Source organism: Halomonas citrativorans (assembly GCF_014898005.1).
Taxonomy (GTDB): domain Bacteria; phylum Pseudomonadota; class Gammaproteobacteria; order Pseudomonadales; family Halomonadaceae; genus Vreelandella; species Vreelandella citrativorans.
On the sequence record NZ_JABUYX010000008.1, the window covers coordinates 29,311 to 52,003 of the forward strand.

Annotated in this window: 25 protein-coding genes; 9 read left to right on the top strand and 16 right to left on the bottom strand. The window is 53.7% G+C overall.

Going from position 1 to position 22,693, the window contains the following annotated elements:
- Nucleotides 1–125: 125 nt before the first annotated feature.
- Complete coding sequence (locus tag INT20_RS10030) at nucleotides 126–497, bottom strand: hypothetical protein (RefSeq protein ID WP_193056837.1); 372 nt, start codon at nucleotides 495–497, stop codon at nucleotides 126–128.
- A gap of 132 nt (nucleotides 498–629) precedes the next feature.
- On the opposite strand from INT20_RS10030, the gene INT20_RS10035 reads away from it, so the two are divergent.
- The 6 genes from INT20_RS10035 (at nucleotide 630) to INT20_RS10060 (ending at nucleotide 6,026) form a co-directional block, all read left to right on the top strand.
- A complete protein-coding gene (locus INT20_RS10035; protein ID WP_193056838.1) occupies nucleotides 630–1,664 on the top strand; it encodes a methyl-accepting chemotaxis protein in 1,035 nt (344 codons plus the stop codon).
- 243 nt (nucleotides 1,665–1,907) lie between these two features.
- Nucleotides 1,908–3,533: a BCCT family transporter gene (locus INT20_RS10040; RefSeq protein ID WP_193056839.1), complete on the top strand. Its 1,626-nt coding sequence runs from the start codon at nucleotides 1,908–1,910 to the stop codon at nucleotides 3,531–3,533.
- Between the two features lie 49 nt (nucleotides 3,534–3,582).
- Nucleotides 3,583–3,741 (top strand): hypothetical protein, encoded by a 159-nt coding sequence (locus INT20_RS10045; protein WP_193056840.1) that lies wholly within the window; start codon nucleotides 3,583–3,585, stop codon nucleotides 3,739–3,741.
- Nucleotides 3,742–3,894: 153 nt separating this feature from the next.
- Nucleotides 3,895–5,241: an MFS transporter gene (locus INT20_RS10050; protein WP_193056841.1), complete on the top strand. Its 1,347-nt coding sequence runs from the start codon at nucleotides 3,895–3,897 to the stop codon at nucleotides 5,239–5,241.
- Between the two features lie 24 nt (nucleotides 5,242–5,265).
- On the top strand, nucleotides 5,266–5,775 hold the full coding sequence (locus INT20_RS10055) for a retropepsin-like aspartic protease family protein (RefSeq protein ID WP_172117374.1): 510 nt from the start codon (nucleotides 5,266–5,268) through the stop codon (nucleotides 5,773–5,775).
- 71 nt (nucleotides 5,776–5,846) lie between these two features.
- Nucleotides 5,847–6,026: a PLDc N-terminal domain-containing protein gene (locus INT20_RS10060; RefSeq protein WP_172117375.1), complete on the top strand. Its 180-nt coding sequence runs from the start codon at nucleotides 5,847–5,849 to the stop codon at nucleotides 6,024–6,026.
- 102 nt (nucleotides 6,027–6,128) lie between these two features.
- Here the strand turns inward: INT20_RS10060 and INT20_RS18235 are convergent, their stop codons facing one another.
- Nucleotides 6,129–6,263, bottom strand: coding sequence for a hypothetical protein (locus INT20_RS18235; protein WP_254908543.1), 135 nt, complete (start codon nucleotides 6,261–6,263; stop codon nucleotides 6,129–6,131).
- 220 nt (nucleotides 6,264–6,483) lie between these two features.
- On the opposite strand from INT20_RS18235, the gene INT20_RS10065 reads away from it, so the two are divergent.
- Together INT20_RS10065 and INT20_RS10070 are read left to right on the top strand one after the other, a co-directional pair.
- Nucleotides 6,484–7,242, top strand: a complete 759-nt coding sequence (locus INT20_RS10065; RefSeq protein ID WP_319643853.1) for a winged helix-turn-helix domain-containing protein — start codon at nucleotides 6,484–6,486, stop codon at nucleotides 7,240–7,242.
- A gap of 25 nt (nucleotides 7,243–7,267) precedes the next feature.
- Nucleotides 7,268–8,863 carry an ATP-binding protein gene (locus INT20_RS10070; RefSeq protein ID WP_193056842.1) on the top strand — a complete coding sequence of 532 codons (1,596 nt, stop codon included), beginning with the start codon at nucleotides 7,268–7,270 and terminating at the stop codon, nucleotides 8,861–8,863.
- Here the strand turns inward: INT20_RS10070 and INT20_RS10075 are convergent.
- The 3 genes from INT20_RS10075 to hemB all read right to left on the bottom strand — a co-directional run bounded on the left by INT20_RS10075 (nucleotide 8,826) and on the right by hemB (nucleotide 13,259).
- Nucleotides 8,826–9,764, bottom strand: coding sequence for a LysR family transcriptional regulator (locus INT20_RS10075; RefSeq protein WP_172117377.1), 939 nt, complete (start codon nucleotides 9,762–9,764; stop codon nucleotides 8,826–8,828). The genes INT20_RS10070 and INT20_RS10075 overlap by 38 nt on opposite strands.
- Before the next feature lie 167 nt (nucleotides 9,765–9,931).
- Entirely contained in the window at nucleotides 9,932–12,124 is a 2,193-nt protein-coding gene (gene ppk1 / locus INT20_RS10080; RefSeq protein WP_193056843.1) for a polyphosphate kinase 1, read from the bottom strand.
- A gap of 121 nt (nucleotides 12,125–12,245) precedes the next feature.
- Entirely contained in the window at nucleotides 12,246–13,259 is a 1,014-nt protein-coding gene (gene hemB / locus INT20_RS10085; protein ID WP_193056844.1) for a porphobilinogen synthase, read from the bottom strand.
- 172 nt (nucleotides 13,260–13,431) lie between these two features.
- Here hemB and elbB point away from each other — a divergent pair, with 172 nt between their 5' ends.
- Nucleotides 13,432–14,091, top strand: coding sequence for an isoprenoid biosynthesis glyoxalase ElbB (elbB, locus tag INT20_RS10090; protein ID WP_193056845.1), 660 nt, complete (start codon nucleotides 13,432–13,434; stop codon nucleotides 14,089–14,091).
- 122 nt (nucleotides 14,092–14,213) lie between these two features.
- On the opposite strand, the gene tatC is transcribed toward elbB, so the two are convergent.
- The 11 genes from tatC to INT20_RS10145 form a co-directional block, all read right to left on the bottom strand.
- Nucleotides 14,214–14,990 carry a twin-arginine translocase subunit TatC gene (gene tatC, locus INT20_RS10095; RefSeq protein ID WP_193056846.1) on the bottom strand — a complete coding sequence of 259 codons (777 nt, stop codon included), beginning with the start codon at nucleotides 14,988–14,990 and terminating at the stop codon, nucleotides 14,214–14,216.
- Nucleotides 14,987–15,418 (bottom strand): Sec-independent protein translocase protein TatB, encoded by a 432-nt coding sequence (gene tatB / locus INT20_RS10100; protein WP_193056847.1) that lies wholly within the window; start codon nucleotides 15,416–15,418, stop codon nucleotides 14,987–14,989. Before tatB ends, tatC begins: the two co-directional genes overlap by 4 nt.
- 3 nt (nucleotides 15,419–15,421) lie before the next feature.
- Complete coding sequence (gene tatA / locus INT20_RS10105) at nucleotides 15,422–15,688, bottom strand: Sec-independent protein translocase subunit TatA (RefSeq protein ID WP_193053297.1); 267 nt, start codon at nucleotides 15,686–15,688, stop codon at nucleotides 15,422–15,424.
- 36 nt (nucleotides 15,689–15,724) lie between these two features.
- The gene (locus INT20_RS10110; protein ID WP_087105914.1) at nucleotides 15,725–16,084 is read right to left on the bottom strand and encodes a phosphoribosyl-ATP diphosphatase; all 360 of its coding nucleotides are present in this window, start codon (nucleotides 16,082–16,084) and stop codon (nucleotides 15,725–15,727) included.
- Between the two features lie 84 nt (nucleotides 16,085–16,168).
- Nucleotides 16,169–17,791, bottom strand: a complete 1,623-nt coding sequence (gene ubiB, locus INT20_RS10115; RefSeq protein WP_193056848.1) for a ubiquinone biosynthesis regulatory protein kinase UbiB — start codon at nucleotides 17,789–17,791, stop codon at nucleotides 16,169–16,171.
- Complete coding sequence (locus INT20_RS10120; protein WP_087105919.1) at nucleotides 17,788–18,447, bottom strand: ubiquinone biosynthesis accessory factor UbiJ; 660 nt, start codon at nucleotides 18,445–18,447, stop codon at nucleotides 17,788–17,790. The genes ubiB and INT20_RS10120 overlap by 4 nt, the downstream gene beginning before the upstream one ends.
- Before the next feature lie 40 nt (nucleotides 18,448–18,487).
- The gene (ubiE, locus tag INT20_RS10125) at nucleotides 18,488–19,243 is read right to left on the bottom strand and encodes a bifunctional demethylmenaquinone methyltransferase/2-methoxy-6-polyprenyl-1,4-benzoquinol methylase UbiE (RefSeq protein ID WP_172117386.1); all 756 of its coding nucleotides are present in this window, start codon (nucleotides 19,241–19,243) and stop codon (nucleotides 18,488–18,490) included.
- A gap of 176 nt (nucleotides 19,244–19,419) precedes the next feature.
- A complete protein-coding gene (locus INT20_RS10130) occupies nucleotides 19,420–19,803 on the bottom strand; it encodes a gamma-butyrobetaine hydroxylase-like domain-containing protein (RefSeq protein WP_193053294.1) in 384 nt (127 codons plus the stop codon).
- A gap of 92 nt (nucleotides 19,804–19,895) precedes the next feature.
- Entirely contained in the window at nucleotides 19,896–21,218 is a 1,323-nt protein-coding gene (gene hslU, locus INT20_RS10135; protein WP_172117388.1) for an ATP-dependent protease ATPase subunit HslU, read from the bottom strand.
- A gap of 10 nt (nucleotides 21,219–21,228) precedes the next feature.
- Entirely contained in the window at nucleotides 21,229–21,762 is a 534-nt protein-coding gene (gene hslV, locus INT20_RS10140; RefSeq protein ID WP_172117389.1) for an ATP-dependent protease subunit HslV, read from the bottom strand.
- A 174-nt stretch (nucleotides 21,763–21,936) separates the two neighbouring features.
- Nucleotides 21,937–22,692, bottom strand: a complete 756-nt coding sequence (locus INT20_RS10145; RefSeq protein ID WP_193056849.1) for an SPOR domain-containing protein — start codon at nucleotides 22,690–22,692, stop codon at nucleotides 21,937–21,939.
- Nucleotide 22,693 lies beyond the last annotated feature (1 nt).

Genomic DNA, 22,693 nt, shown 5'->3' on the forward strand with positions numbered 1-22,693 from the left:
TAGGGTCATTTGTTCTGGGCAATTAGCTTTGCGTCTTTCAGTCAAACGCCGCTATTCAGAACAGTGGAGCCGTCATAAAGGCTTCCTGATTGCTTTGGGAAGCCTCATGCCGATGATTAGCGCCGTTAATCACGCGGCGTTGCCTTGTTATCTTCGTGTGTTTTTACCTCGTAACTTCCTTCCAGAACATCCTGCTGACGTGACCGCGTATGAGGCTCTGCGTAACCGCCGCCAATATCCTGAGCTTGCTCAGCGCGCATCTGCTCCATCCGCTTTTTCATTTTATGGCGCACAAAAGGCATCATGGCCCAGCCAATTAAAAGAAAGAACAGGCCTAGTATGACGCCGACCACCATTAGCACGCCAAACGCCAGCCACGTTAGCAGCAATTTTAAGCTACCCATTAGCCCGCCGGGCTGCGACTGCGCTGCGCGTGTACGCCATTGTTGAGCAGCTTGCCAAGCGGCGTTACGTTGATCGCGATTCATCTGTGGCATAAAAGCCTCCATCGTCGTGTGCCTTATTGGAACATAGTTTGTTAGCCAAGTTCACTGAAGGCTGGCCTATATCTTGCTTTACTAGCGTTAGGGAAACGGTTTGCCTTGAAATACCTCCTATAAGGAACGCTCATGCAAGATAATAGTATTCTTGAACTTGCTTACGGCATTACAACGATTACGCGAGAAAAAATCGGCATGATTGAAAAAATCATGCAGCAAACTGAAATTTTGGCTTTGAATGCACGTATAGAAGCGGCAAGAGCAGGTCCCAGCGGTGCGGCCTTCTCCGTCGTTGCTCAGGAGATGGGACGTGTATCCGGTGCGATCAATGAAATCGCCCGTGATTTTCGACACCAGGTGGAGGCGCACACTGAAAGTATTGAAACGGCCGGTACGTCAATGGCCAATGAGTTTCGCGGGCAGCGCTTTACCGATATTGCTTTGAATGCAGTTGAAATCATTGACCGTAATTTGTTTGAGCGCTCCTGCGATGTGCGCTGGTGGGCGACGGATAGCGCTGTGGTCGAGGCCATACAGCATCCCAATCAGCAGCGCTGTGATTATGCGAGCCATCGGCTGGCCACTATTCTGCGCTCGTATACCGTTTATCTGGATTTATGGGTGGCAGATGCAGAAGGCAATGTGATTGCCAGCGGTCGTCCTGACCACTATCCTGGCGTAAAAGGTGTAAACGTAGCCGACAATGAATGGTTCAAGCGTGCCATGAAAACACCTGATGGAGACGCGTTCGTGGTTAACGATATTGAGCACAATGCCCTGTTGGACGACGCAGCGGTGGCAACGTATGCCACGGCTATTCGCAAAGGCGGAGAGAGTGATGGTGTTGCCATTGGCGTTTTAGGCATATTTTTTGACTGGGCCCCTCAGGCAAAGGCGGTTATTGAAGGGGTCGGGTTAACCGAAGAGGAGCAGGCTTGTAGCCGCGTTTTATTACTCGACTCCAAGAATCACATCATTGCAGATACTCAGCAAAATACCATTGGCAACCGGTATCCGTTAGCACGCGACAGCGAACAACGCGGGTATTATCAGGAGAAGGGGAGCTTGATAAGTTTTGCTGAAACGCCCGGCTATGAAACGTATCGAGGATTAGGCTGGTTGGGTGTTGTTGAATATCAGGTAATAGATAATCCGACTGGATAGGATCGCTAGCACCAAAATGATGCGGCTTGGCTAAAAAAGAGCATTTAATGTTTTATTTTGGTGCAGTGAGCGCGCTAAAGAAGGTGACGGAAAACAATTGTTTGCCCATTTAGATAACGGCGTTAAATACGCATGCCCTTCATGAATAAACGAAGACTGTACATAAACATCGTTAACCCGCTAGGGTTACAACGTCTATGTATAGTTTCTTTCATTCAATTACTTATCTAACAAGGTGGTTGTATGGCAAATCATGGAGGAAAGTCGGTGTTTATTGCATCGGCTGTCATCATTTTCAGCCTGGTAGTAGTGGGCGCAGCCTTTCCCGAAGGGTTCGGAAGTGCAGCCGAGTCGGCTCTCGCATCGGTGACGCGGCTTTTTGGTTGGTTTTATCTGTTCTCTGTATTTGGGTTTGTTGTGTTCCTTTTTTCACTCGCCTTTAGCAAGTATGGCAAGGTACGTTTAGGACCTCAGGACAGTACGCCCAGCTACACTTTTTTCTCATGGATCAGCATGCTGCTGGCGGCCGGGTTTGGCGTAGGGCTTGTGTTTTATGGCATGGCCGAACCCATGTCGCACTATATTGAGCCGCCCTACGGCGATGTGCCCGCCGAAACAGAAGCAGCCGCCCGCTATGCCATTCAATACAGCTATTTCAACTGGGGTATTCATCAATGGGCGGCCTTTTCGGTGGTGGGCCTGATCATTGCCTATTTTCAGTTCCGTAAAGGTCAGGCAGGGCTTGTGTCATCGGTGCTCTCATCCGTTACCGCTAAAAGGCCACGGCTTCGCCCGTATGCCTCGTGGCTGGATGTGTTTGCGGTTGTCGCGACCGTAATGGGGGTGGCTACCTCGCTAGGGCTTGGGGTATTACAGATGAACGGCGGCTTGAACGCTGTTTTTGGCCTGCCTGAAAATGGGTTTTGGCAGTTTATTATTCTGTTGATAATGTTCTGCGCCTATATGGCGTCGACTTGGTCCGGGCTTGATAAAGGTATTAAGCGCCTTTCAAACCTGAACATGGTGCTGTGCATCGGGCTAATGGTGTATGTATTGGTGACCGGCCCGACCATTGCGATCCTTGAAACGATTACGCTAGGCATTGGGGACTACCTTCAGAACTTTATTGGGATGAGCCTACGTATCTCCCCGTATAGTGATAATGAGTGGGCCAGTAGCTGGACGATTTTCTATTGGGCCTGGGTCATTGCATGGTCACCGTTTGTAGGTACGTTTATTGCGCGCGTGTCCCGTGGCCGTACGATTAAAGAGTATGTGTTTGGCGTATTGCTGGTTCCGCCACTGTTGGCTTGTCTCTGGATTGGCGTATTTGGGGGAGCAGCGCTAAACATGGAGCTTAATGGCACAAATGTAGGCTTAGCGGCCGCCACTCAGGAAAATATCACCGTGGCGCTGTTTAAAATGTTCGAGCTGATGCCGTTCTCTAACGTACTTTCTGTCGTTGCCATGATGCTCATCTTTATCTTTTTGGTAACATCGGCCGACTCTGCTTCTTATATCGTGGCGCAGATGACCGACAACGGCTCTATTAATCCCCCGCTTTATAAACGTATTATCTGGGGTGTGCTGATTGCGGCAATTTGTTTAACGTTGATTGTGGCGGGAGGCCTTTCCGGGCTTCAGTCAGCAGCGGTGCTGTCGGCACTACCGTTTACCTTTATTCTGTATATGATGGTCATTGTGCTGGTACGTGAGCTACGCGCAGATCGTAAGGCTATGTTGACCCAGCTTTATCGCCGCCACGGTGAAACGCCTGTTGGCGCCGATGCCTTTGAAGCTGAGCAGATGGGCGAAGAGGAGCGCTTACGCCGTGCACCTAATGTTATCAATCGGCGTATTAATAGCTAGGTGAACTTAATCAGGTCTTCAGGAGCAAACACATGGAGCGAGGATACTGATGGCTCGGCGAGGACGCCACGGTGCAACACGACGCCAGCCCAAGGGGCAGGCGCTTGAGCGTTGGTTGGACCGCTGGCTGGACCGCGTCGTTACGGTCGCCGTTGTAACGGCACTGGTGATTGGCCTGTCGGCTGTCCTGGCACATTGGCTTTTGTAGGCCAACCTGGTGTAACGCAGTCCTGATTGAAATGCAGTCAAAGCGCCCGGCGATAAGCCGGGCGCTTTCTTATACAGTAAGCTTTAAGCGTTTTGTCATACCTTACAGGCGCTAATGTGCAGGCTTGCCACTGCCCCTAAAGAGAGACTCCCGATGTTGCTAAATGATGCTGCCAAGGCTGCTTCTTCCTACGCTTCACGCCGCGAAATATTCGGCTGGGCCATGTTTGATTTCGCTAATCAGGCGTACACCTTGCTGATCATTACGGTGGTATTTGGTGAGCTGTTTACCACCGTGATTGTAGGGGATCGAGGCGATGGTTTTCGGTTGGCCAACTTTCTATGGAGCCTGGCGCTAGCGGTCAGCTATTTAATGGTGGTCGTAACGGCCCCACTTTGTGGTGCGATTATGGATTATCGGGCCGAGAAAAAACGCTTTCTGTTTTTTAGCTATCTGGCCACGGTCGCCACCACCGCGATGCTTTACTTTGTATCTCCCGGCTATGTCGTGCTGGGGCTTGTTCTTATTGTGCTGTCCAATTACGCCTACTCCATGGGGGAGTCCTTTATTGCGGCCTTTCTACCGGAGCTTGGGCCGCCTGAAAAGCTTGGCAAGATTTCCGGGTTTGGCTGGTCACTAGGATATATTGGCGGGCTGTTTGCGGCGGGCTTTACCCTCGTCGTACTGGGGGAGGCAACCGTTGAAAACTATGAGCGTATCCGCTGGGTGGGGCCCTTCGCGGCCGGTTTTTTCTTGATTACCGCTATTCCCACCTTCCTGTGGCTTAAAGAGCGCGGCACGCCCAAACTTTCTGGGGTGGCGTATTGGGATATTGCTCAACAGCGCGTACGTTCAACCCTGCATGAGTTGCGCTATTTCAAAGACTTGAGTGTGTTCCTGGTCTCGCTGCTGTTTTCCATGGCGGGGGTCTACATCATTATTGCGTTTGCGTTTATCTATGGCGCCCAGGTGATTGGCTGGGATGAAAGCGTACGTAATATCATGTTTATTATCGTTCAGATAACCGCGGCGGCCGGAGCGCTCGGGTTTGGCTGGCTTCAGGATCGGTTAGGCGCGAAACACACCTATCAAATAACGCTTGGCCTGTGGGTGGTTGCGATTATTGCCATTTGGGCAACGCCCGAAATAACCGCTTGGGCCAATGTGCATTTTGGTTGGCAGTGGCAGGCACAGCATGTCTTTCTAGCGGTTGGTTGCCTGGCGGGGCTCAGTTTAGGATCTAGTCAGTCGGCAAGCCGCGCCTTGGTGGGGGTGTTTTCACCGCTTGAAAAATCGGCTGAGTTTTTTGGCTTTTGGGGTCTGGCGAATAAATTGGCAGGCGTGATGGGCATCGTGATGCTGGGTGTACTGCAAGCGATGATTGGCCTACAAGCGTCTATCCTTTTATGTGCAGGCCTGTTTGTTATCGCAATGCTGATTTGTGCAAACGTTAATGAGCGACGAGGGCGTGATGCCGCCATCGCGTGGCAGAGCGCTTAATATACCGCAAACGGGGAGCACATAATGCAGACAGCACAGCGTGGCAGCATCGTGATGATGCTGCTTTTCTGGGTACTGTTAATCGGCTTGGGTACCTGGTGGCTGGATGGGGGGATGGAAAAAATACTGAACCCTAATGCCCATATCGTGCAGACTGCGACTGACGGCGGCCCCGTTACTTTACAGCGTAACCGTTCGGGGCACTTTGAAGCACCGGGCGAAATTAACGGTGAGCCGGTGACGTTTTTACTGGATACCGGCGCTACCTATGTGGCCGTTTCAGATGAGCTGGCCAATCGGTTGGGGCTCGAACGTGGGCGCAGCGCCTGGTTTAATACGGCCAACGGTCGCGTACAAGGAAACCTTACTCAGCTTGATGAAGTAACGCTGGGGGGGATCAATATCCGCAATGTACAAGGCTCCATCAGCCCCGGTATGGAGAATCATGTCGTGCTGCTGGGGATGAGTTTTTTGCATCTGCTGAATATTGAAATACGCAGCGGCGAAATGGTTCTGAGCCTGCCCGATGCGTAAGCGATACTTGTGAATAGTGTATTGGTGTGCTTAGCTAAAAGCCCACGGAAACAAATAGGCAAGGAGTGGCTATGGGTATTGAAGTCGGTGGATTACTAGGTCTGATTTGGCTCATTATTATTATTTGGGCCATTGTCAAAGTTGCTAAAAGTTCAGCAGGCGGTCTGGCTAAAGTGCTGTGGATATTAGCGCTGCTGATCTTCCCACTGGTAGGCCTGATTGCATGGCTACTATTAGGGCCCAAAGGATAGCCAAGCAGGCTAAAGGCTGCGCTGCCGGTTAGCGGTGGCGCTGCAAAAATCGGCTTTAAAAAAGGCAGGCATCGCGCCTGCCTTTTCTATAAGTATGTACCATTACGCACTGTTTCCATTACTGGGCGGCGCTTTATAGTGGCCAGGGATGGTTACTCTTTCCCCGTTGGGTAAATCGCGCACTTGAGTAGGAACATAAACACGCTTGATAACACTTTTAGCTTTACCATCTTTCATGGCTTACTCCTCCAGCCAGATTGTCGACAGTCCGCTGTCTACATTAGTCCTCTGTTTTGGAAGAATCAAGCGGTGTGCGACGGCGAGTAGAGAAAAGCGGCTACTGCTCAGGAGAAGTGTTTGCTGGGTTTTGAGGTATCCTGTGAACAGGTAACCGGCTACCTTTTGAGAACGACTGACGACATGAATGACTAACTGCCTAAGCGGAGTGAAGGATAAGATGGATAATCACTTGGAACAGAAATTTCAGGCGCTTGGGTCACAAGAAACCGTTATGCCTGACTATCCCGCTCAGGATCATATTCTGATCATAGAGGATGATCAGCGCTTGGCTGAGCTGACTCGCGACTATCTGGAAGCCAACGGTTTTCAGGTCACGCTAGAGGCCGATGGGGTGAAAGGGATGGACCGCATTCTTACGCTACAGCCTGACTTGGTCATTTTGGATTTGATGTTGCCCGGCGAGGATGGTTTGTCGATTTGTCGCCGAGTGCGGCCCAATTTTGCGGGCCCCATCATGATGTTGACGGCACGCACTGACGACGTGGACCAAATTCTTGGGTTGGAAATGGGGGCAGATGACTATGTGCCCAAACCGGTGCAGCCTCGTGTGTTGCTCGCCCGTATGCGTGCCTTGCTACGGCGTGCAGATGGCCCAGCGCCCAATGGCGAAATGCGCCTACGGTTTGAAAATCTGGAAATTGATAATGCGACCCGAGAAGCGTGGCTTGCCGGTGAACGTATTGATTTAACCAGCGCCGAGTTCGACCTGTTGTGGTTACTTGCCCGTAATGCGGGCCGGGTATTGACCCGTGAAGAGATCTTCAATGAGTTACGTGGCATTAAGTACGATGGCCAGGACCGTTCTATCGATGTACGCGTATCGCGTATTCGACCCAAGGTGGGTGATGACCCCAACCAGCCTCATCGAATCAAGACAGTGCGCAGCAAAGGCTACCTTTTCGTGAAGGACAGTTGATCAACACAGGGAAGGAAAAGGATTTATGCAGCGGCTGCTTAGCCATAGCGCGTTTTTAAAATTCTATCTACTGCTAGGCTTGGCGCTTTGTGTCGTACTGCTCATCGCGCTCGGCGGCCGCTCTTTTATTGAACAAGTACGGCGTGAGGATTACCACGAGCAGCTGGCAGCACTGCCCATGTCATTAATGACCCAGCAACTGGCCGGTGTCTCCGAAGAAGAAAGAAATTCGCTGGTTAATTATTTTGCCGAGCGGCTGGGTATGCAGCTTACTTTGCGGCGTATGAGTGAGGTAGAGCTTGGCTACTTCGCTGATAAACGCATTGAGCGTGGTAGCGTATTGGTGACTGAAGATCCTTGGCGTCTTCGTCAGCGAGTGCCTGAAAGCCAATGGTTTTTGGAAGCGACCCTGCCTGCCTGGAGCGAACGCCAATGGGAGGGCAGCCTGCTGCTGCTGGGCGAGTGGCTAAAAGCCTTGCCGCGTGACGAGCGAGAAGCCAACCTGACGTCGCTGCGTTCCGGCAACTGGCCGCTCACTCTGCTTAATACGCTGCCCGATAACATAACGTCTCAGCAGCAAAGCCAACTGGCGTTAGGCAATGTATTAACGCTGCTCGTATCCGAAAAACTGGCCGTTAGCCTGCTTTATCAACTGCCCGATGAAGACGTCTGGTTAATGGCCGGTCCTGTCTCGCGCGGTGATACGCTGCCCATGAATTTACAATTGCCGCTGTTGATTGGTGTCATGGCTGTGTTGGGTTTAATTATCTATCTGATTATGCGCAGCATCGAAGCACGTATGGCGCGCCTTGAGCTGGCGGCTACCCGGATTGCCAGCGGCCGTCTTGAAACGCGCGTAAAAATAGAAAGTGACGACTTTCTGGGCCGGTTAGGCATGGCGTTTAACGGCATGGCCAGCCAAGTGCAAACGCTGCTGCGTGGCCAGCAAGAGATGATTCGTGCTGTCTCCCATGAGCTTCGCACGCCGGTGGCGCGTATTCGCTTTGCCGTACAGATGGTCGAGGACATGACTGATCAGCCCGCTATTCGGCGCCAGTTGCAGGGAATTGATGCCGATATTTCGGAGCTTGACGAGCTGGTGGATGAAATCCTTACCTATGCTCGCTTGGGCGGTGAAACGGTGAACGGGGCCGAGCTTGAAATGGCGCTGGTGGACTGCCGGGCAATGGCCGAGCGTGTGATTGATACGCTGGCGCCACTCAATGAAGGGCTTACTATTGAACTGGCGGATGGGCCGGACATTGAGCTTTTAGCCGAGCCCCGCTATTTACAGCGGGCGCTGCAAAACCTGGTGGGTAACGCCTGCCGCTATGGCAAAAAACACCTTATTATCCGGCTTTGGAGCGAAGATCAACTGGTGCGTATTGATGTTGAGGATGACGGCCCAGGCATTCCGGCAGATGCCCGTGTGGATATTTTTAAGCCGTTTACTCGGCTGGACGATAGTCGGGCCCGCAGCCTGGGAGGCTACGGCTTAGGCCTCTCTATCGTGCAAAAGATTATGGCGGGCCACGGCGGTAGCGTCACCGTGGATACCAGCCCTGCGTTGGGTGGCGCACGCTTTACGTTGCTGATTCCTCGTCGTGAGTCGCTGGTTTAATGCCTGTGAGTACTGCAAACGAGGTTTCACGTGCGGTACGTAGAAAATCCTTCATCCAGGGCGCTTCCAGCGTCTCTTCTCGAACGGCCGCGTACAGCGTGCTCCAAATGCCGTTTTCACCCAGCTTAACGGCGCTGACGTAATCGCGCTCGAGATACTCCGTTAGCGCCCAGTTGGGCAGGGCACATACGCCTCGGCCGCTGGCGACCAACTGCATCATCATGATGGTAAGTTCGGCGGTGCGAATCTCCTGAGGACGTACGTTCGCCGGGTCTAAAAACTGCGTAAATACATCCAGGCGTGCCTGCTCTACGGGGTAGGTGATCAGCGTTTGGTCTGCCAGGGCTTGAGGCTCGATAAAGAGCTTCCCTGCATAAGCGTGCTGACGTGCTACGGCCAAAAGCCCTTCATAGCGAAACAGCGGCGCATAGTGAACACCCTCCAGTGCCTGAGGGTCGGCAGTAATGACCAGATCCAACTGCTCGCGTGCCAGCGCTGGTAGCGGGTCAAAGTGATGGCCGCTGGGAATATCAATTTCCACTTCCGGCCAGTGGTCGCGAAAGTAGTCGACGGTAGGCATTAGCCATTGAAAGCAGCTGTGGCACTCAATGGCCATGTGCAGCCGCCCCTGCTCGCTCCCCGCCAGCCGGGCCACATCGCGTTCGGCTTTGCGCACTTCCGGAAGTATCTGGTCGGCCAGGGCTAATAGCCGTAAACCTGCCCGAGTAAACTCGACGGGCCGTGTTTTACGCACAAAAAGCGGGCTGTTAACCCGACCTTCCAGGTCTTTGAGCTGATGCGAAAGGGCCGACTGGGTAAGGTGAACGCGTTCGGCGGCCTCCACCAGTGAACCCGTTTCACGTAGGGCAAGCAGTGTGCGTAGGTGGCGTAACTCAATCATGGATAATATCTTTCAATTTGAAAGGATTTATCATGACAGTCTCTCATGTACTTGGCTATTGGCGTAGGCGTCTTTGCATGAGTTTAAAAGTGTGAGAAGCGTGCCTGCCAGCAGTAAAGCCGCTTATTAACGGCATTACTGCGCTTACTGGATTTTTCCGGTCTGTGCTAGCTTTTGGATGCGAACGCGTAAAGCAGGGTCTCCTGAGCGCTGATCGCATCGCTATCACCAGGGTCCTGTAAGCGATAGGAGCCATCGCTTTGCAGCAGCCAGCTCTGGCAATTATCGACCAGGTAGGTTTCCAGGTCTTTACGCACTCGGGTGGCGAGCTTTTTATCCAATAGCGGAAAGCAGGTTTCTACCCGGTGGAACATGTTGCGCGACATAAAGTCAGCGCTTGAACACCAGGTTTCCGATTTACCGTCGTTATGGAAGTGAAATACCCGGGTGTGCTCCAGAAAACGGCCAATAATCGAGCGCACACGAATGTTTTCAGAAATGCCCGGAAGGTTGGGTTTTAGGCAGCACATGCCACGGATAATCAAATCGCACTCAACCCCCGCTTGGGAGGCACGGTAAAGTGCTTTAATCAGCCTGGGCTCGGTCAGTGAATTACACTTGATAATGATGTGCCCACGTTTGCCCTTTTGTGCCAGCTGCGCTTCCCGGTCAATCATCTCCACCAAACGCTCATGCAGCGTAAACGGTGCGTGCAGCAGCGTATCAATTTTGCGTGCCCGGCCCATCCCTGAAAGCTGCTGGAAGACCTTGTGCACATCGGCACATAGCGCTTTGTTGGCGGTTAACAGGCTGTAGTCGGTGTAAAGCTTGGCGGTTTTAGAGTGATAGTTGCCCGTGCCCATGTGCGCGTAGTGGCGCAGCTCGCCCTTTTCACGCCGGACAATATGCAGCATCTTGGCGTGGGTTTTATACGCCATAATGCCGTAAATAACGATGGCCCCGGCTTCCTGTAGGCGTGAGGCAAGCTGAAGGTTATCCGCTTCGTCAAACCGCGCGCGTAGCTCGATAACGACGGTGACTTCCTTGCCTTGGCTTGCAGCATCCACCAGCGCGGTCACGATAGGCGATTCGGCGCCGGTGCGGTAAAGCGTCTGTTTAATGGCCAGAACGTTTGGGTCGCGAGCCGCCTCACGCAGTAGTTCCTCAATAGGTGAGAACGACTGGAAGGGGTGGTGAAGTAAAACATCGTTTCTGGCAATCGAGTCAAACATGGAGCCGATTTTAAGCGTCTTGGGCACACTCGGCGTATACGGGCGATACACCAGTTCGGGGCGATCAACGTCTCCCAGCACCGACATCATGCGGGTCAGGTTAACGGGCCCTTCAACGCGATAGAGATCCTCGGCATCAAGCTCAAACTGGCGCATTAAAAAGTTGGTCAAGTCGTCGGGGCAATTATCGGCGACTTCCAGGCGTACACCTCTGCCATAACGGCGGGCCAGCAGCTCGCCTCGCAGCGCCGATGCCAGGTCAGAAACCTCTTCCGGATCAACGGTCATGTCGGCGTTGCGCGTCAATCGGAATTGATAGCAGCCGCGCACGCGCATACCGGGAAATAGCTCCTCAGCATGGGCGTGAATCATGGAGGAGAGGAAGATATATTCAGAGTAGCCTTCGGCGCAGAGCGCTTTGGGAAGCGCCATTAAACGCGGGAGCGAGCGAGGGGCAGGAAGAATGGCCATGCCACCTGCGCGGCCAAAGGCATCTTTACCTTCCAGCTCAACAATAAAGTTAAGGCTCTTATTGACCAGCCGCGGGAACGGGTGCGAAGGATCAAGGCCTATCGGGCTGATGACGGGCATGATCTCGTTATTAAACATCTCATGTACCCACTGCTTTTGCGCTTCGGTCCACTGTGCGCGGCGCCGAAAACGCAGGCCCTGTTGCTCCAGGGCGGGAAGCAGCGTGTCGTTAAGAATTTTGTACTGACGAGCGATCTGCTGGTGGGCAATTTCGGAAATTTCAGCAAGCACCGCCTTGGGCAAACGACCATCGGCCGCTGTCGTATCATCGCCCATGGCCATCTGGTGTTTTAAGCCCGCCACGCGAATTTCAAAAAATTCATCCATGTTGGATGAGAAAATAAGCAGGAACATCAGTCGATTAAGCAGTGGATGCGCATCGTCCAGTGCCTGTTCCAGAACGCGAATATTAAATTGAAGGTGGGAAAGCTCGCGGTTTAAATAGAGTTGGGGATCGTCCAGATCGGTTTCACTAAGGGTATCCTTAGCGTGCACACCGTTAGGCGTACGATTAATGCGTAACGGTAAACCATCCATTTCAACGTTGGGTAGTTCGCTAAGTGATAGCGCTGTAGATGGTGTAACGTGATCGTCCATATAAGGCTCCCCCGCATTAATGGCTTCAAACTAGCATAGCGTGATACCTGCCGTGCAAAGCAGTATGCGGGAGAAAGATGACAGAAAAATGTCATATATCTGTCATCTTGAGGGCGGGCTTCTAGCGTTGATTCAGCAATAGTCGAGCGGCTTCCAGTGCAAAATACGTCAAGATGCCGTCGGCCCCGGCACGTTTAAAGCACATTAGTGATTCCAGGATCACCGGCTCGGCTTCCAGCCAGCCGTTATCAAATGCGGCGCGGTGCATGGCGTACTCACCGCTTACCTGATAGGCAAAGGTGGGCACTTTAAGCTCGGTTTTAACCCGATGCACCACGTCCAGATAGGGCATGCCGGGTTTCACCATGACCATGTCAGCGCCTTCACTGATATCCATGGCCACTTCGTGCAGCGCTTCATCGCTATTGGCCGGGTCCATCTGGTAGGTACGCTTGTCGGCCTTGCCTAGATTGGCCGCCGAGCCGACCGCGTCACGAAACGGGCCGTAGTATTTGGAAGCGTACTTGGCGCTGTAGGCCATGATCCGCACATTGTGCAGAAGCTCTTGCTCCAGTACTTGGCGGATAGCGCCAATGCGACCATCCATCATGTCTGAAGGCGCGACAACATCCGCCCCGGCTTCAGCATGGGAAAGCGCCTGCTTAAGCAGCGTTTCTACCGTGCGGTCGTTCTGAACGTAGCCTTGCTCATCTAAAATACCGTCCTGGCCGTGACTGGTGTAAGGGTCCAGGGCGACATCGGTAATAATGCCCAACTCAGGCAACGCCTCTTTAAGCGCGCGCACGCTGCGCTGAACCAATCCGTTGGCATTATAAGCCTCTTCGGCAAGCTCGCTTTTCTGCTCGGTACCTACCACTGGGAAGAGCGCCAGCGCGGGAATATCTAACGCAAACGCTTCCCTGGCTTGTTCAATCAATAAATCAATCGACAGGCGCTCAACGCCGGGCATGGAAGCAATGGCTTCACGCTGATTTTCACCCTCTAAAACAAACACCGGCAAGATTAAATCAGACGGTGTCAGGGTCACTTCCTGCATCAACCTACGGGAAAAATCATCGCGGCGCATGCGGCGCAGCCGAGTGTTAGGAAACTGGCGGGGAGTGAGTGTGCTCAAGAGGTCTCTCCGTAATAAAGGGTCATAAATAAAGATGCCCATAGGCTTGGATTGAGTATATCAGGCATGTCTTACGGCGAAAGCCGTCTTGTGGCAAACCGCCACACTGACTAAAGTGAGCGATTGCTTTGCTGTATTGCATTCGGCAGACACTGCGATAAGGGGGATAGGCATGACCAAACAGGTGGCAGTGGTATTAGCGGGTTGTGGCGTTTTTGATGGTTCTGAAATTTATGAAACCACGTTAACGCTGTTGCGTTTGGACCAGTTGGGCATCGGTTATCGCTGCTTTGCGCCCGATATTGAGCAACATCATGTTGTTAACCACCTCACTCAGGAAGCTGTAGAAGGTGAGTCACGCAACGTGCTTCAGGAGTCAGCGCGCCTTGCGCGTGGCGACATCCAGCCGATGACTGAGCTAAAGGCTGATGAGTTTGATGCGGTCATTGTGCCGGGTGGGTTTGGCGTGGCGAAGAATTTGTCTGACTTTGCAAGCGCAGGGGACGGCATGCAAGTGTTGGAGGCACTAAAAGACGCGCTTTCCGGCTTTCGGGAAGAGGAAAAACCGATTGGGTTAATGTGTATTGCGCCGGTGTTGGTGCCACGGCTTTTGGGTGAGGGTGTTGCGGTTACCGTGGGCCATGACCCAAGTGTGTCGGGGGCTATCAGCGCCATGGGTGGCCTGCATCGCAGCTGCGCAGTGGATGACATTGTGGTCGACCTGGAGCACCGAGTGGTCACCACGCCCGCCTATATGCTGGCAACGCGTATCAGTGAAGCCGCCACCGGTATTTTTAAGCTGGTAGACCGCATTGACGAAATGATGGATTAATAAGCGGTAGACGCTGCGCTATAAAAAAGCCTCTGTCATGAATAATGACAGAGGCTTTTTAACGTGGTGATAACGTCAATAGCGATGCGGTGGGTTTCAGGTGGTAGAAGCGCTGTTTACGGCTACTGCTCCTCGGTGGCTTGCTCATCACGCCGCTTGCGCACCAGGCGACCAAACAGCAGGCCTACCTCGTAAAGCAGATACATGGGCAGTGCCAACAGGCTTTGTGATACCACATCTGGCGGTGTTAGCAGCATCCCTATGACAAAGCAGCCCAGAAAAACATAGGGCCGCTTTTTGGAAAGGCTCTCTACGCTGGTGGCGCCCGACAGGATTAACAAAAAGGTCGCAATGGGGATTTCAAACGCCACGCCAAAGGCGAAAAAGAGCTTCAGTACAAAGTTCAGGTACTGGTTAATATCGGTCATGACCGTGACGTTTTCAGGCCCGGCCTGGGTGAAAAAGGCAAACAGTAGCGGAAATACCACATAGTAGGCAAAAGCCGCACCCGCATAAAAAAGCCCAATACTTGAGACCAGAATGGGAATCGCCAAGGCTTTTTCATTATCGTATAGCCCTGGCGCGATAAACGCCCATGCCTGATGTAGTACAAAGGGTATAGCGATAAAAACGGCGACCACCAGGGTTAGCTTAAAGGGCGCTAGAAACGGCGAGGCTACTTCGGTCGCAATCATCTGCGAACCCGGCGGTAGCAGAGCCATCAGCGGCTCGGCCACAAAGCCATAGATATCATTGGCAAAAGCATAAAGGCCCAGAAAAACCACTAAAATGACCACCACCGCACGGACAAGGCGCATGCGAAGCTCAATCAAATGCTCAATCAATGGGGCCTGCTGCTGATCGTTCTGGGGTTCCCGAGCGTCGCCAGAGGTACTCATGGGTTCTGACTATCCTTTTTAGAGGTCGCCTTTAAGGGCTCGTTGGAGGTATGGGGCGCCGCTTCGTTCACTTCCCGCTGCGCTTCATCCAACTGGGCACTTGCCTGGGCTACACGTTGCTCCGTTTCACTCTGGCTTGCCGATGAAGAAGTGCTGCGCGAGGAGGGAGTGTCGAGAATGCTCTCAACGTCTTTTTTAGCACTCTTCAGACTATCGTTAATGGTCTTTTGCTGTTCGTTCAGCGTTTGGCGCAGCTCTTCTGCTTCAAGCTGCGCGCTAATTTCGCGCTGCATGCCGGATATCGTGCGCTTGATTTTACCAACCCAAAGGCCTGCCGTACGCGCCGCCCGAGGGAGGCGCTCAGGGCCAAGTACCAGTAGTCCCACGACACCGACAAGCATCAGTTCAAGAAAGCCGATATCCAACATAAATTATTTGGGCTCTTCGTTACGGGCCTTGCGATTTTCTTCGGCCTGAACGTCATAAGTGTTGCCAGGTTCTTCGTGGCTAACCTTGGCATGCGGAGGCTCGGCGTCTTTCTTTTCGTCGTCTTTCTCGTCTTCATGCACCGCTTTTTTAAAGCCTTTAACCGCGCCGCCCAGGTCGGTGCCCACATTACGTAGCTTTTTGGTGCCGAAGATTAAAATAATGATGCCTAAGACAATTAGCAGCTGCCAAATACTGATGCCACCTAACATATGCGTATCCTCGTTAATTCAAATGCGTGTTATTTATTATGGCGTACGTGCGGCTTTTTCGTCATGGCCGGAAATGCCAAAGCGCCGCGCCAACTCGTTTAACACATCCTGATGATCCAGCTCCAGGTGAGAGAGCATAACCAGCGTATGGAACCAGAGGTCGGCGGTTTCCGAGACCAGTGCCTGGCGCTGCTCGGGGCTGCCGTGTTCTGCATCCTTTGCGGCAAGCAGCGTCTCGGTGGCTTCTTCACCCACTTTTTCGAGTATCTTGTTCAAACCCTTATGATGCAAGGAGGCAACGTAAGAATCTTCAGAAGAAGCGCTGCGCCGCTGCTTTAGTACCTCGGCGAGGGTGTCCAGCACGGGGGCGTGATTAGACGTTAAAGGGGTATTCATGAGTCTCCTTTACAACAGTGAGCATCATCATTCGTTAGTGAAAGTCCCACCACGTGCGAACGTCCAACCACGTTTATAACAACGCTATTGCCATAACAGTAGCAGCAAGCCAATGGCGGCTGCGCCTAAAATCGGCCAATCCTGAGTAGCGGCCCAACTGACAAGCGGCTGCCAGGCCAGTGCAATTGCTACCAGGAGCAGACCAATCCGTAAGCGGTGATGGCGTTTTCCTTGATCCGCCATTTGGCGCTGCATGTGATGAATCGAGTCGACCTGTTGGTGACGCTGGCGATGTTCAACTTCCATCCGGGTCAGCGCCTGGTGGGCAAGAACGGGCAGTTCAGGCAACTGATGAGAAAGCTCAGGTGCTTGGCGCTTTAACGACTCCCACAGCCCGCTAATGCCCGCGCGGTCTTTCATCCACTGTTCAAGATAGGGCTTGGCAGTGCTCCATAGATCAAGCTCCGGATAGAGCTGGCGGCCAAGGCCTTCAATATTGAGCAGGGTCTTTTGCAGCAGTACCAACTGAGGCTGGACTTCCATATTAAAGCGCCGAGCCGTTTGAAAAAGCCCTAACAGTACTTGGCCAAAGGAAATGTCTTTTAAAGGCTTTTCAAGGATCGGCTCGCAAACGGTGCGGATGGCCGCGGCAAACTCATTCGCGCGAGTATTTTCGCCCACCCAGCCAGACTCGATGTGCAGCGCGGCGACTTCATAATAGTCTTGATGGAAAAATGCCAAAAGGTTACGCGCGAGATAGTCCTGATCCTCGCGGGTCAAACTGCCCACAATCCCACAGTCGATCGCAATGTATTGAGGATCTTCGGGATTATCGCAATTAACAAAAATATTACCCGGGTGCATATCCGCGTGAAAGAAGTTGTCGCGAAATACCTGGGTAAAAAAGAGTTCTACGCCGCGCTCAGCGAGTTTCTTTAAGTTGACCCCACGGGCGGTCAGCGTCTCCATATCCGCGACGGGTACACCGCGAATACGCTCCTGAACCATCACGTGTCGACGTGTGAATGGCCAATAAATAGTCGGTACAAACAGCAGCGGTGAATCCTTGAAGTTACGCTTGAGCTGTGAGGTGTTGGCCGCTTCTTTATAAAGGTCCAGTTCGTCGAATAGCGTGGCCTCATAGTCGCGAATCACTTCGACCGGGCGCAGTCGGCGGGCTTCGGGCACCTTGGCAAACAGTTTGGCAACCTGATACATCAGCGCCATGTCCTGGCGCATGATGCGGTCGATACCGGGGCGGATAATTTTAACCACCACCTCTTCGCCGGTATGTAACTTGGCCGCATGTACCTGGGCGATGGATGCCGAGGCAAGCGGCGCCTGCTCGAATTCAGCGAACGCTACATCAAGTGACATCTCCAGCTCTTTTTCGACCCGGGCGGCGGCAAGTTCGCCCGGAAAGGGCGGCACCTGATCCTGTAGGCGTCTAAGCTCGTTGGCGACATCATCCGGTAAGAGGTCTCGACGCGTGGAGAGCATCTGGCCAAATTTGATAAAAATAGGCCCCAGCGCTTCCAGCGCCAGGCGCAATCGCTCGCCACGACTGCGGCGACCAACCGAAAAAAGCCGCAGCGGCGAAAACCATAAAAGCGCTCGCAGCCAAAACGGCAGCCGCTCCATAGGAATCAGAGTGTCTAGCCGGTGGCGCGCAATAATCCAAAGAATTTTGAACAGACGCAGGCTCATGCCGACGGCTCCTGTGAGGCAAGCGATGAGTCACGCACCAGACGGCGATGGAGTCGGTTAAAGCGGGCTTCCAAACGGTCAGTTGCCACTTCAAGTTCGGTTAAGTGGTCACGCAGCACATCACGCTGCTGGCGGCCTGGCAGTAAACGCGCTTCTTCAAATACATACTCTGAGACATCCTGAAGAAGCTCATTCTTGGTACGCAGCCCCCAGCGCGTCAGGCGGCGCACGCCTTCGGCCAACGAGTGAGCGGGGATATCGCCCAACCAGTTGGCAAGCTCGGCTTCCCAGTCGATATCCAGGTCAAACAGCAGGTCGCGGGTAGCTTCCAGCAGATGAAGGCGTCCGCGCACCGCGAGCTTGCCGTCAAACATGAGCCGCTCAATGGAGGCGCCGCTGATCCATTCAGAGAAGGTTTCAGGCGTGAGTTCTACCACTGCGTCGACATCGGCTTCGTCTACGTCATCCCCACGGAGTAGGTCAATACCCGCCAAATGGTAATGCAGTACCAGCTGCAGATGTGGCTTTTCCAAACGCACCAAAAGCCGACTGCCCGCCAGGGCCGCTAAGCGAGCCGGTGCGGCAGGGTCGCGAGCGAGCAGGGCATTAAGCGTACGTTCACAACCGGCCAACACAAGTGTCGGGGTTAACAGCATGCTGACCTCGTGATCGTTGATACCACTATCGACGATAACGTCATAACTTGATGCCACGGTGCAGGGCCACAATACCGCCCGTCAGGTTGGTGTACTCCACCCGCTCAAGGCCTGCTGCTTCCATCATCGCTTTAAGCGTTTCCTGGTTCGGGTGCATGCGAATGGACTCCGCTAAATAGCGGTAGCTTTCGCCGTCTCCAGCGACAAGCTCGCCCATTTTAGGCAGCAGGCGGAAAGAGTACTCATCGTAGGCTTTAGAAAGCAGCGGGTTATTGGGCTTGGAGAACTCCAGCACCAGCAAGCGGCCACCCGGTTTTAGCACGCGGGCCATGGAGCGTAGTGCGGCGTCTTTGTTGGTCACATTACGCAAGCCAAACGCAATTGTAATACAGTCAAAGCTATTGTCAGGGAAGGGCAAGCACTCAGCGTTGGCCTGAACGTATTCAACGTTGCCACCGACGCCATTATCCATCAGCTTGTCGCGGCCAACCTTCAGCATGGAGGCGTTGATGTCGGCAAGCACGACTTTGCCGCGCGGGCCAACAATACGTGAGAACTTAAGGGTTAAATCTCCGGTGCCCCCCGCGATATCTAAAACGTGGTGGCCGGGGCGAACGCCCGCACGCTCAATGGTGAAACGTTTCCATACACGGTGGATGCCCATCGACATTAAGTCGTTCATAACGTCGTAACGGGCGGCGACAGAGTGGAACACATCCGCTACACGTGATGCTTTCTCGTCGACCGGGACTTCTTGATAACCAAAATCGGTGGTGCGCTTTTCCGTGGGGCTCATGGGGCTTTAGCTCCCGAGTTCGAGGCGGTAACAATCGACCAGATGGTCGTCGTATAAAAAGTTTGGCGATATTGTAGCCTTGTCTGCCCCAATTTGTCTGCGCCTGGTCGGATGCGCTGGGTCATGGTTTTTGAGTTTGGTTCTTGGCTTATGGTTCTTGAAGCATGCTTCAAGAATCACAGCTGCTTGAATTGGATACCTGCTGGCTCGCGCGATGCACCGGCTTCTTTTAGCCGCTGCAGGTAGTTCTCCCAATAGGCTTTTTGATGCGTGGCGAGTTCAAACAGGTATTCCCAGCTATAAATGCCGCTGTTATGCCCGTCATCAAAGTAAAGCTGTAGCGCATAGTTGCCTGTCTGGACGATGTTTTGTAGCCCAACATCCTTTTTACCGACTTGAAGCACAGCGGTATCACCGCCATGGCCACGTACCTCTGCAGAGGGCGAGTAAACCCGCAAAAACTCTATCGGCAGCCGGAAGCTCTCACCGCTGGCATAGCCAAGCTCAAGTTCGCGGGCCTTTTTATGATAGTGAACCCGGTTGGGGGCGGGAGCGTTCATGCACAAACCTCTTGGCTTATTGCCGAGATAGCTTGCCCACCTTCTGCGCCCCATTGAAACAGGCATCAGTGGGCAAGCGATTTAAGCGATCATTACAGGATATAGCGCGACAGGTCTTCGTCGACAGCCAGTTCACCTAGTTGGGCATTCACATAATTGGCATCAATGACCAGCGGGCTGTCCATATCGCCGCCCTTGAACGAGGCTTCTTCCAGCAAGCGCTCCATCACGGTGTGCAAGCGGCGAGCGCCGATATTCTCGGTGCCTTCGTTAACCTGCCAGGAAATCTCGGCGATACGCTCAATCCCGTCAGGGGTGAACTCAATACCCAGCCCTTCGGTTGCCAGCAGCGCCTGGTACTGTTTGGTCAATGATGCGGATGGTTCGGTCAGAATGCGCTTGAAGTCGCCCGGCGTTAGCGCATCAAGCTCCACGCGGATCGGCAGACGGCCCTGTAACTCGGGGATCAAGTCAGACGGACGCGCCAAGTGGAAAGCGCCGGATGCGATGAACAGGATATGGTCAGTTTTCACCATGCCGTACTTGGTGGAAACCGTAGAGCCTTCGATCAACGGTAGCAGGTCACGCTGAACGCCTTCACGAGACACTTCACCACCGCTGGACTGTCCGCTGCCCTTGGCGACTTTGTCGATCTCATCCAGGAATACGATGCCGTGCTGCTCTACGGCCTCAACGGCACGCGCTTTGATTTCATCTTCATTCACCAGCTTGCCGGCTTCTTCATCGCGCAGCAGTACCAGCGCTTCTTTGACCGTTACGCGGCGCTGCTCGCGTTTCTGCTGGCCCATGTTGGAAAACAGGCTCTGCAGTTGGTTGGTCATCTCTTCCATGCCGGGTGGCGTCATGATGTCGACACCCGCGCTCTGGGAAGAGACCTCTATATCGATCTCTTTATCATCCAACTGGCCTTCGCGCAGTTTTTTGCGGAAGCTTTGACGCGTGCTGGAGTCTTCACGAGGCTTGTCTTCCTGGCCGCGGGGCGGCGGCAGAAGCGCATCAAGCACGCGATCTTCAGCGGCATCATCGGCACGATGGCCGACTTCCTCTTTGGCATGCTCGCGCACCATTTTCATGGCCGATTCCATCAAATCACGAATGATGGATTCCACATCGCGTCCAACGTAGCCTACCTCGGTAAATTTAGTAGCTTCTACTTTGATAAACGGCGCACGGGCGAGTTTCGCTAAACGGCGCGCAATCTCGGTTTTACCCACACCGGTCGGCCCGATCATCAAAATATTTTTCGGGGTTACTTCAGGACGCAGGTCGTCGTCAAGCTGCATGCGGCGCCAGCGATTGCGCAGCGCAATGGCAACGGCGCGCTTGGCGTCTTGCTGGCCGATGATGTATTGATCAAGCGCGTGGACGATTTCGCGGGGTGTCATCTGAGTCATTAAGTCAGCCTCAACGTTCGTTGGTATTCAGCTCTTCGAGCGTCACGTGATGGTTGGTGAATACACAGATGTCACCGGCAATTTGGAGCGATTTCTCGGTGATTTCACGCGCGGAAAGCTCGGTATTCTCAAGTAGCGCTCGGGCACTTGCCTGGGCAAAGTTGCCGCCTGAGCCAATCGCGATAATGCCGCGTTCAGGCTCAACCACATCGCCGTTGCCGGTAATGATCAGCGAGGCGCTGTGGTCAGCGACGGCAAGCAGCGCTTCCAACCGGCGCAGGGCACGGTCGGTGCGCCAGTCTTTGGCTAGCTCAACGGCCGCCTTGGTCAAGTGACCCTGGTACTTTTCAAGCTGGGCTTCAAAGCGCTCAAACAGCGTAAATGCGTCAGCGGTGCCGCCTGCAAAACCGGCGAGCACCTTGCCACGGTAAAGGCGACGCACCTTGCTGGCGTTGCCTTTCATCACGGTGTTGCCAAGTGATACCTGGCCGTCGCCTGCCAGGGCAACCTGATTACCGCGACGTACGGATACGATAGTGGTCATGGAGATAACTCCTTGGGGGAGGCGTGCTCCCGATAACTGAACGGCCGCTTAAACGATGATAGAGCGACCGCCTATAAAAGACGATGAACAATAAAATGCGGGCGGCTGATAAAAAATCAACCGCCCGCTGGGTAACGCCTACCGCTTTATTCGTTTGAGGCCCGGTTATTAAAATCAGTTTTGCAGCTGTATCAACAAGGGTTCAATGCCTTGCGTGGTCATTAAATCCTGGGCGCGGTTCAACTCGCGTGTGTCTTCGTAAGGGCCTACCTGGACACGGTGCCACGTATCGCCGCCTGCTTGCACTTCGCTGATTTGCGCCAGTAGGCTCAAATTACGTAACCGGCTGCGTAGTTGCTCGGCATCGCTTAGCTCACGAAACGAAGCGGCCTGCAATACGTAGCGATTAGGCGCGCTGGTGCTGGCGGGGGCTGTCGGCTGCGCGGTACTTGCCTGCTCTTCCGGCCGCGTGTTGGCCGCAATCACCTGAGCGATAGGGTCGTCAGTTGATGACGTTTGGGTTGAGGCGCTCTCGGCGGCTTGCACATCAACTTGCTCGGCAACTTCCGGGCGGGTAACGCTTGAAGGAAGCGTGACACCCGGGGCAATGACCTCGGTTTCAGGCAGCAAGGTATAGAACTCGAACGTGGGCATCGAGGGTTCGCTTGCGGTTTCGTTTTCCCTGGCGGCGGCACGCTCGGCACTTTCGGGTTTGGAGAGTACCGTTGCCTGCGGCTGGTCACTTGGCGTGTCCTGCCAGGGCGCCGTGCCGTGCTGGTGCTGAGCAAGGAAAAAACCTGCGGCCATACCGGCAAGACCCCATACCCAGCCCGGCAGGCGAAACCCTCTGCCTTTGGTGGAGCGAGGGGCTTTACGCTGCGAGGTAGCGCCCTGGCGAGGGCGAGCAGGCTTTTTGCGCGGGCTGGCCATG

Coding starts and splice junctions, on each gene's coding strand:
- INT20_RS10070 (WP_193056842.1), top strand. CDS start 7,268: ATGCAGCGGCTGCTTAGCCATAGCGCGTTTTTAAAATTCTATCTACTG.
- INT20_RS10055 (WP_172117374.1), top strand. CDS start 5,266: ATGCAGACAGCACAGCGTGGCAGCATCGTGATGATGCTGCTTTTCTGG.
- INT20_RS10045 (WP_193056840.1), top strand. CDS start 3,583: ATGGCTCGGCGAGGACGCCACGGTGCAACACGACGCCAGCCCAAGGGG.
- hslV (WP_172117389.1), bottom strand. CDS start 21,762: ATGACCACTATCGTATCCGTACGTCGCGGTAATCAGGTTGCCCTGGCA.
- tatC (WP_193056846.1), bottom strand. CDS start 14,990: ATGAGTACCTCTGGCGACGCTCGGGAACCCCAGAACGATCAGCAGCAG.
- INT20_RS10035 (WP_193056838.1), top strand. CDS start 630: ATGCAAGATAATAGTATTCTTGAACTTGCTTACGGCATTACAACGATT.
- INT20_RS10040 (WP_193056839.1), top strand. CDS start 1,908: ATGGCAAATCATGGAGGAAAGTCGGTGTTTATTGCATCGGCTGTCATC.
- tatB (WP_193056847.1), bottom strand. CDS start 15,418: ATGTTGGATATCGGCTTTCTTGAACTGATGCTTGTCGGTGTCGTGGGA.
- INT20_RS10110 (WP_087105914.1), bottom strand. CDS start 16,084: ATGAATACCCCTTTAACGTCTAATCACGCCCCCGTGCTGGACACCCTC.
- INT20_RS10030 (WP_193056837.1), bottom strand. CDS start 497: ATGCCACAGATGAATCGCGATCAACGTAACGCCGCTTGGCAAGCTGCT.
- INT20_RS10145 (WP_193056849.1), bottom strand. CDS start 22,692: ATGGCCAGCCCGCGCAAAAAGCCTGCTCGCCCTCGCCAGGGCGCTACC.
- INT20_RS10120 (WP_087105919.1), bottom strand. CDS start 18,447: ATGCTGTTAACCCCGACACTTGTGTTGGCCGGTTGTGAACGTACGCTT.
- INT20_RS10075 (WP_172117377.1), bottom strand. CDS start 9,764: ATGATTGAGTTACGCCACCTACGCACACTGCTTGCCCTACGTGAAACG.
- ppk1 (WP_193056843.1), bottom strand. CDS start 12,124: ATGGACGATCACGTTACACCATCTACAGCGCTATCACTTAGCGAACTA.
- tatA (WP_193053297.1), bottom strand. CDS start 15,688: ATGTTAGGTGGCATCAGTATTTGGCAGCTGCTAATTGTCTTAGGCATC.
- INT20_RS10065 (WP_319643853.1), top strand. CDS start 6,484: ATGGATAATCACTTGGAACAGAAATTTCAGGCGCTTGGGTCACAAGAA.
- ubiE (WP_172117386.1), bottom strand. CDS start 19,243: ATGAGCCCCACGGAAAAGCGCACCACCGATTTTGGTTATCAAGAAGTC.
- INT20_RS10130 (WP_193053294.1), bottom strand. CDS start 19,803: ATGAACGCTCCCGCCCCCAACCGGGTTCACTATCATAAAAAGGCCCGC.
- INT20_RS10050 (WP_193056841.1), top strand. CDS start 3,895: ATGTTGCTAAATGATGCTGCCAAGGCTGCTTCTTCCTACGCTTCACGC.
- INT20_RS10060 (WP_172117375.1), top strand. CDS start 5,847: ATGGGTATTGAAGTCGGTGGATTACTAGGTCTGATTTGGCTCATTATT.
- ubiB (WP_193056848.1), bottom strand. CDS start 17,791: ATGAGCCTGCGTCTGTTCAAAATTCTTTGGATTATTGCGCGCCACCGG.
- INT20_RS18235 (WP_254908543.1), bottom strand. CDS start 6,263: ATGAAAGATGGTAAAGCTAAAAGTGTTATCAAGCGTGTTTATGTTCCT.
- hslU (WP_172117388.1), bottom strand. CDS start 21,218: ATGACTCAGATGACACCCCGCGAAATCGTCCACGCGCTTGATCAATAC.
- elbB (WP_193056845.1), top strand. CDS start 13,432: ATGACCAAACAGGTGGCAGTGGTATTAGCGGGTTGTGGCGTTTTTGAT.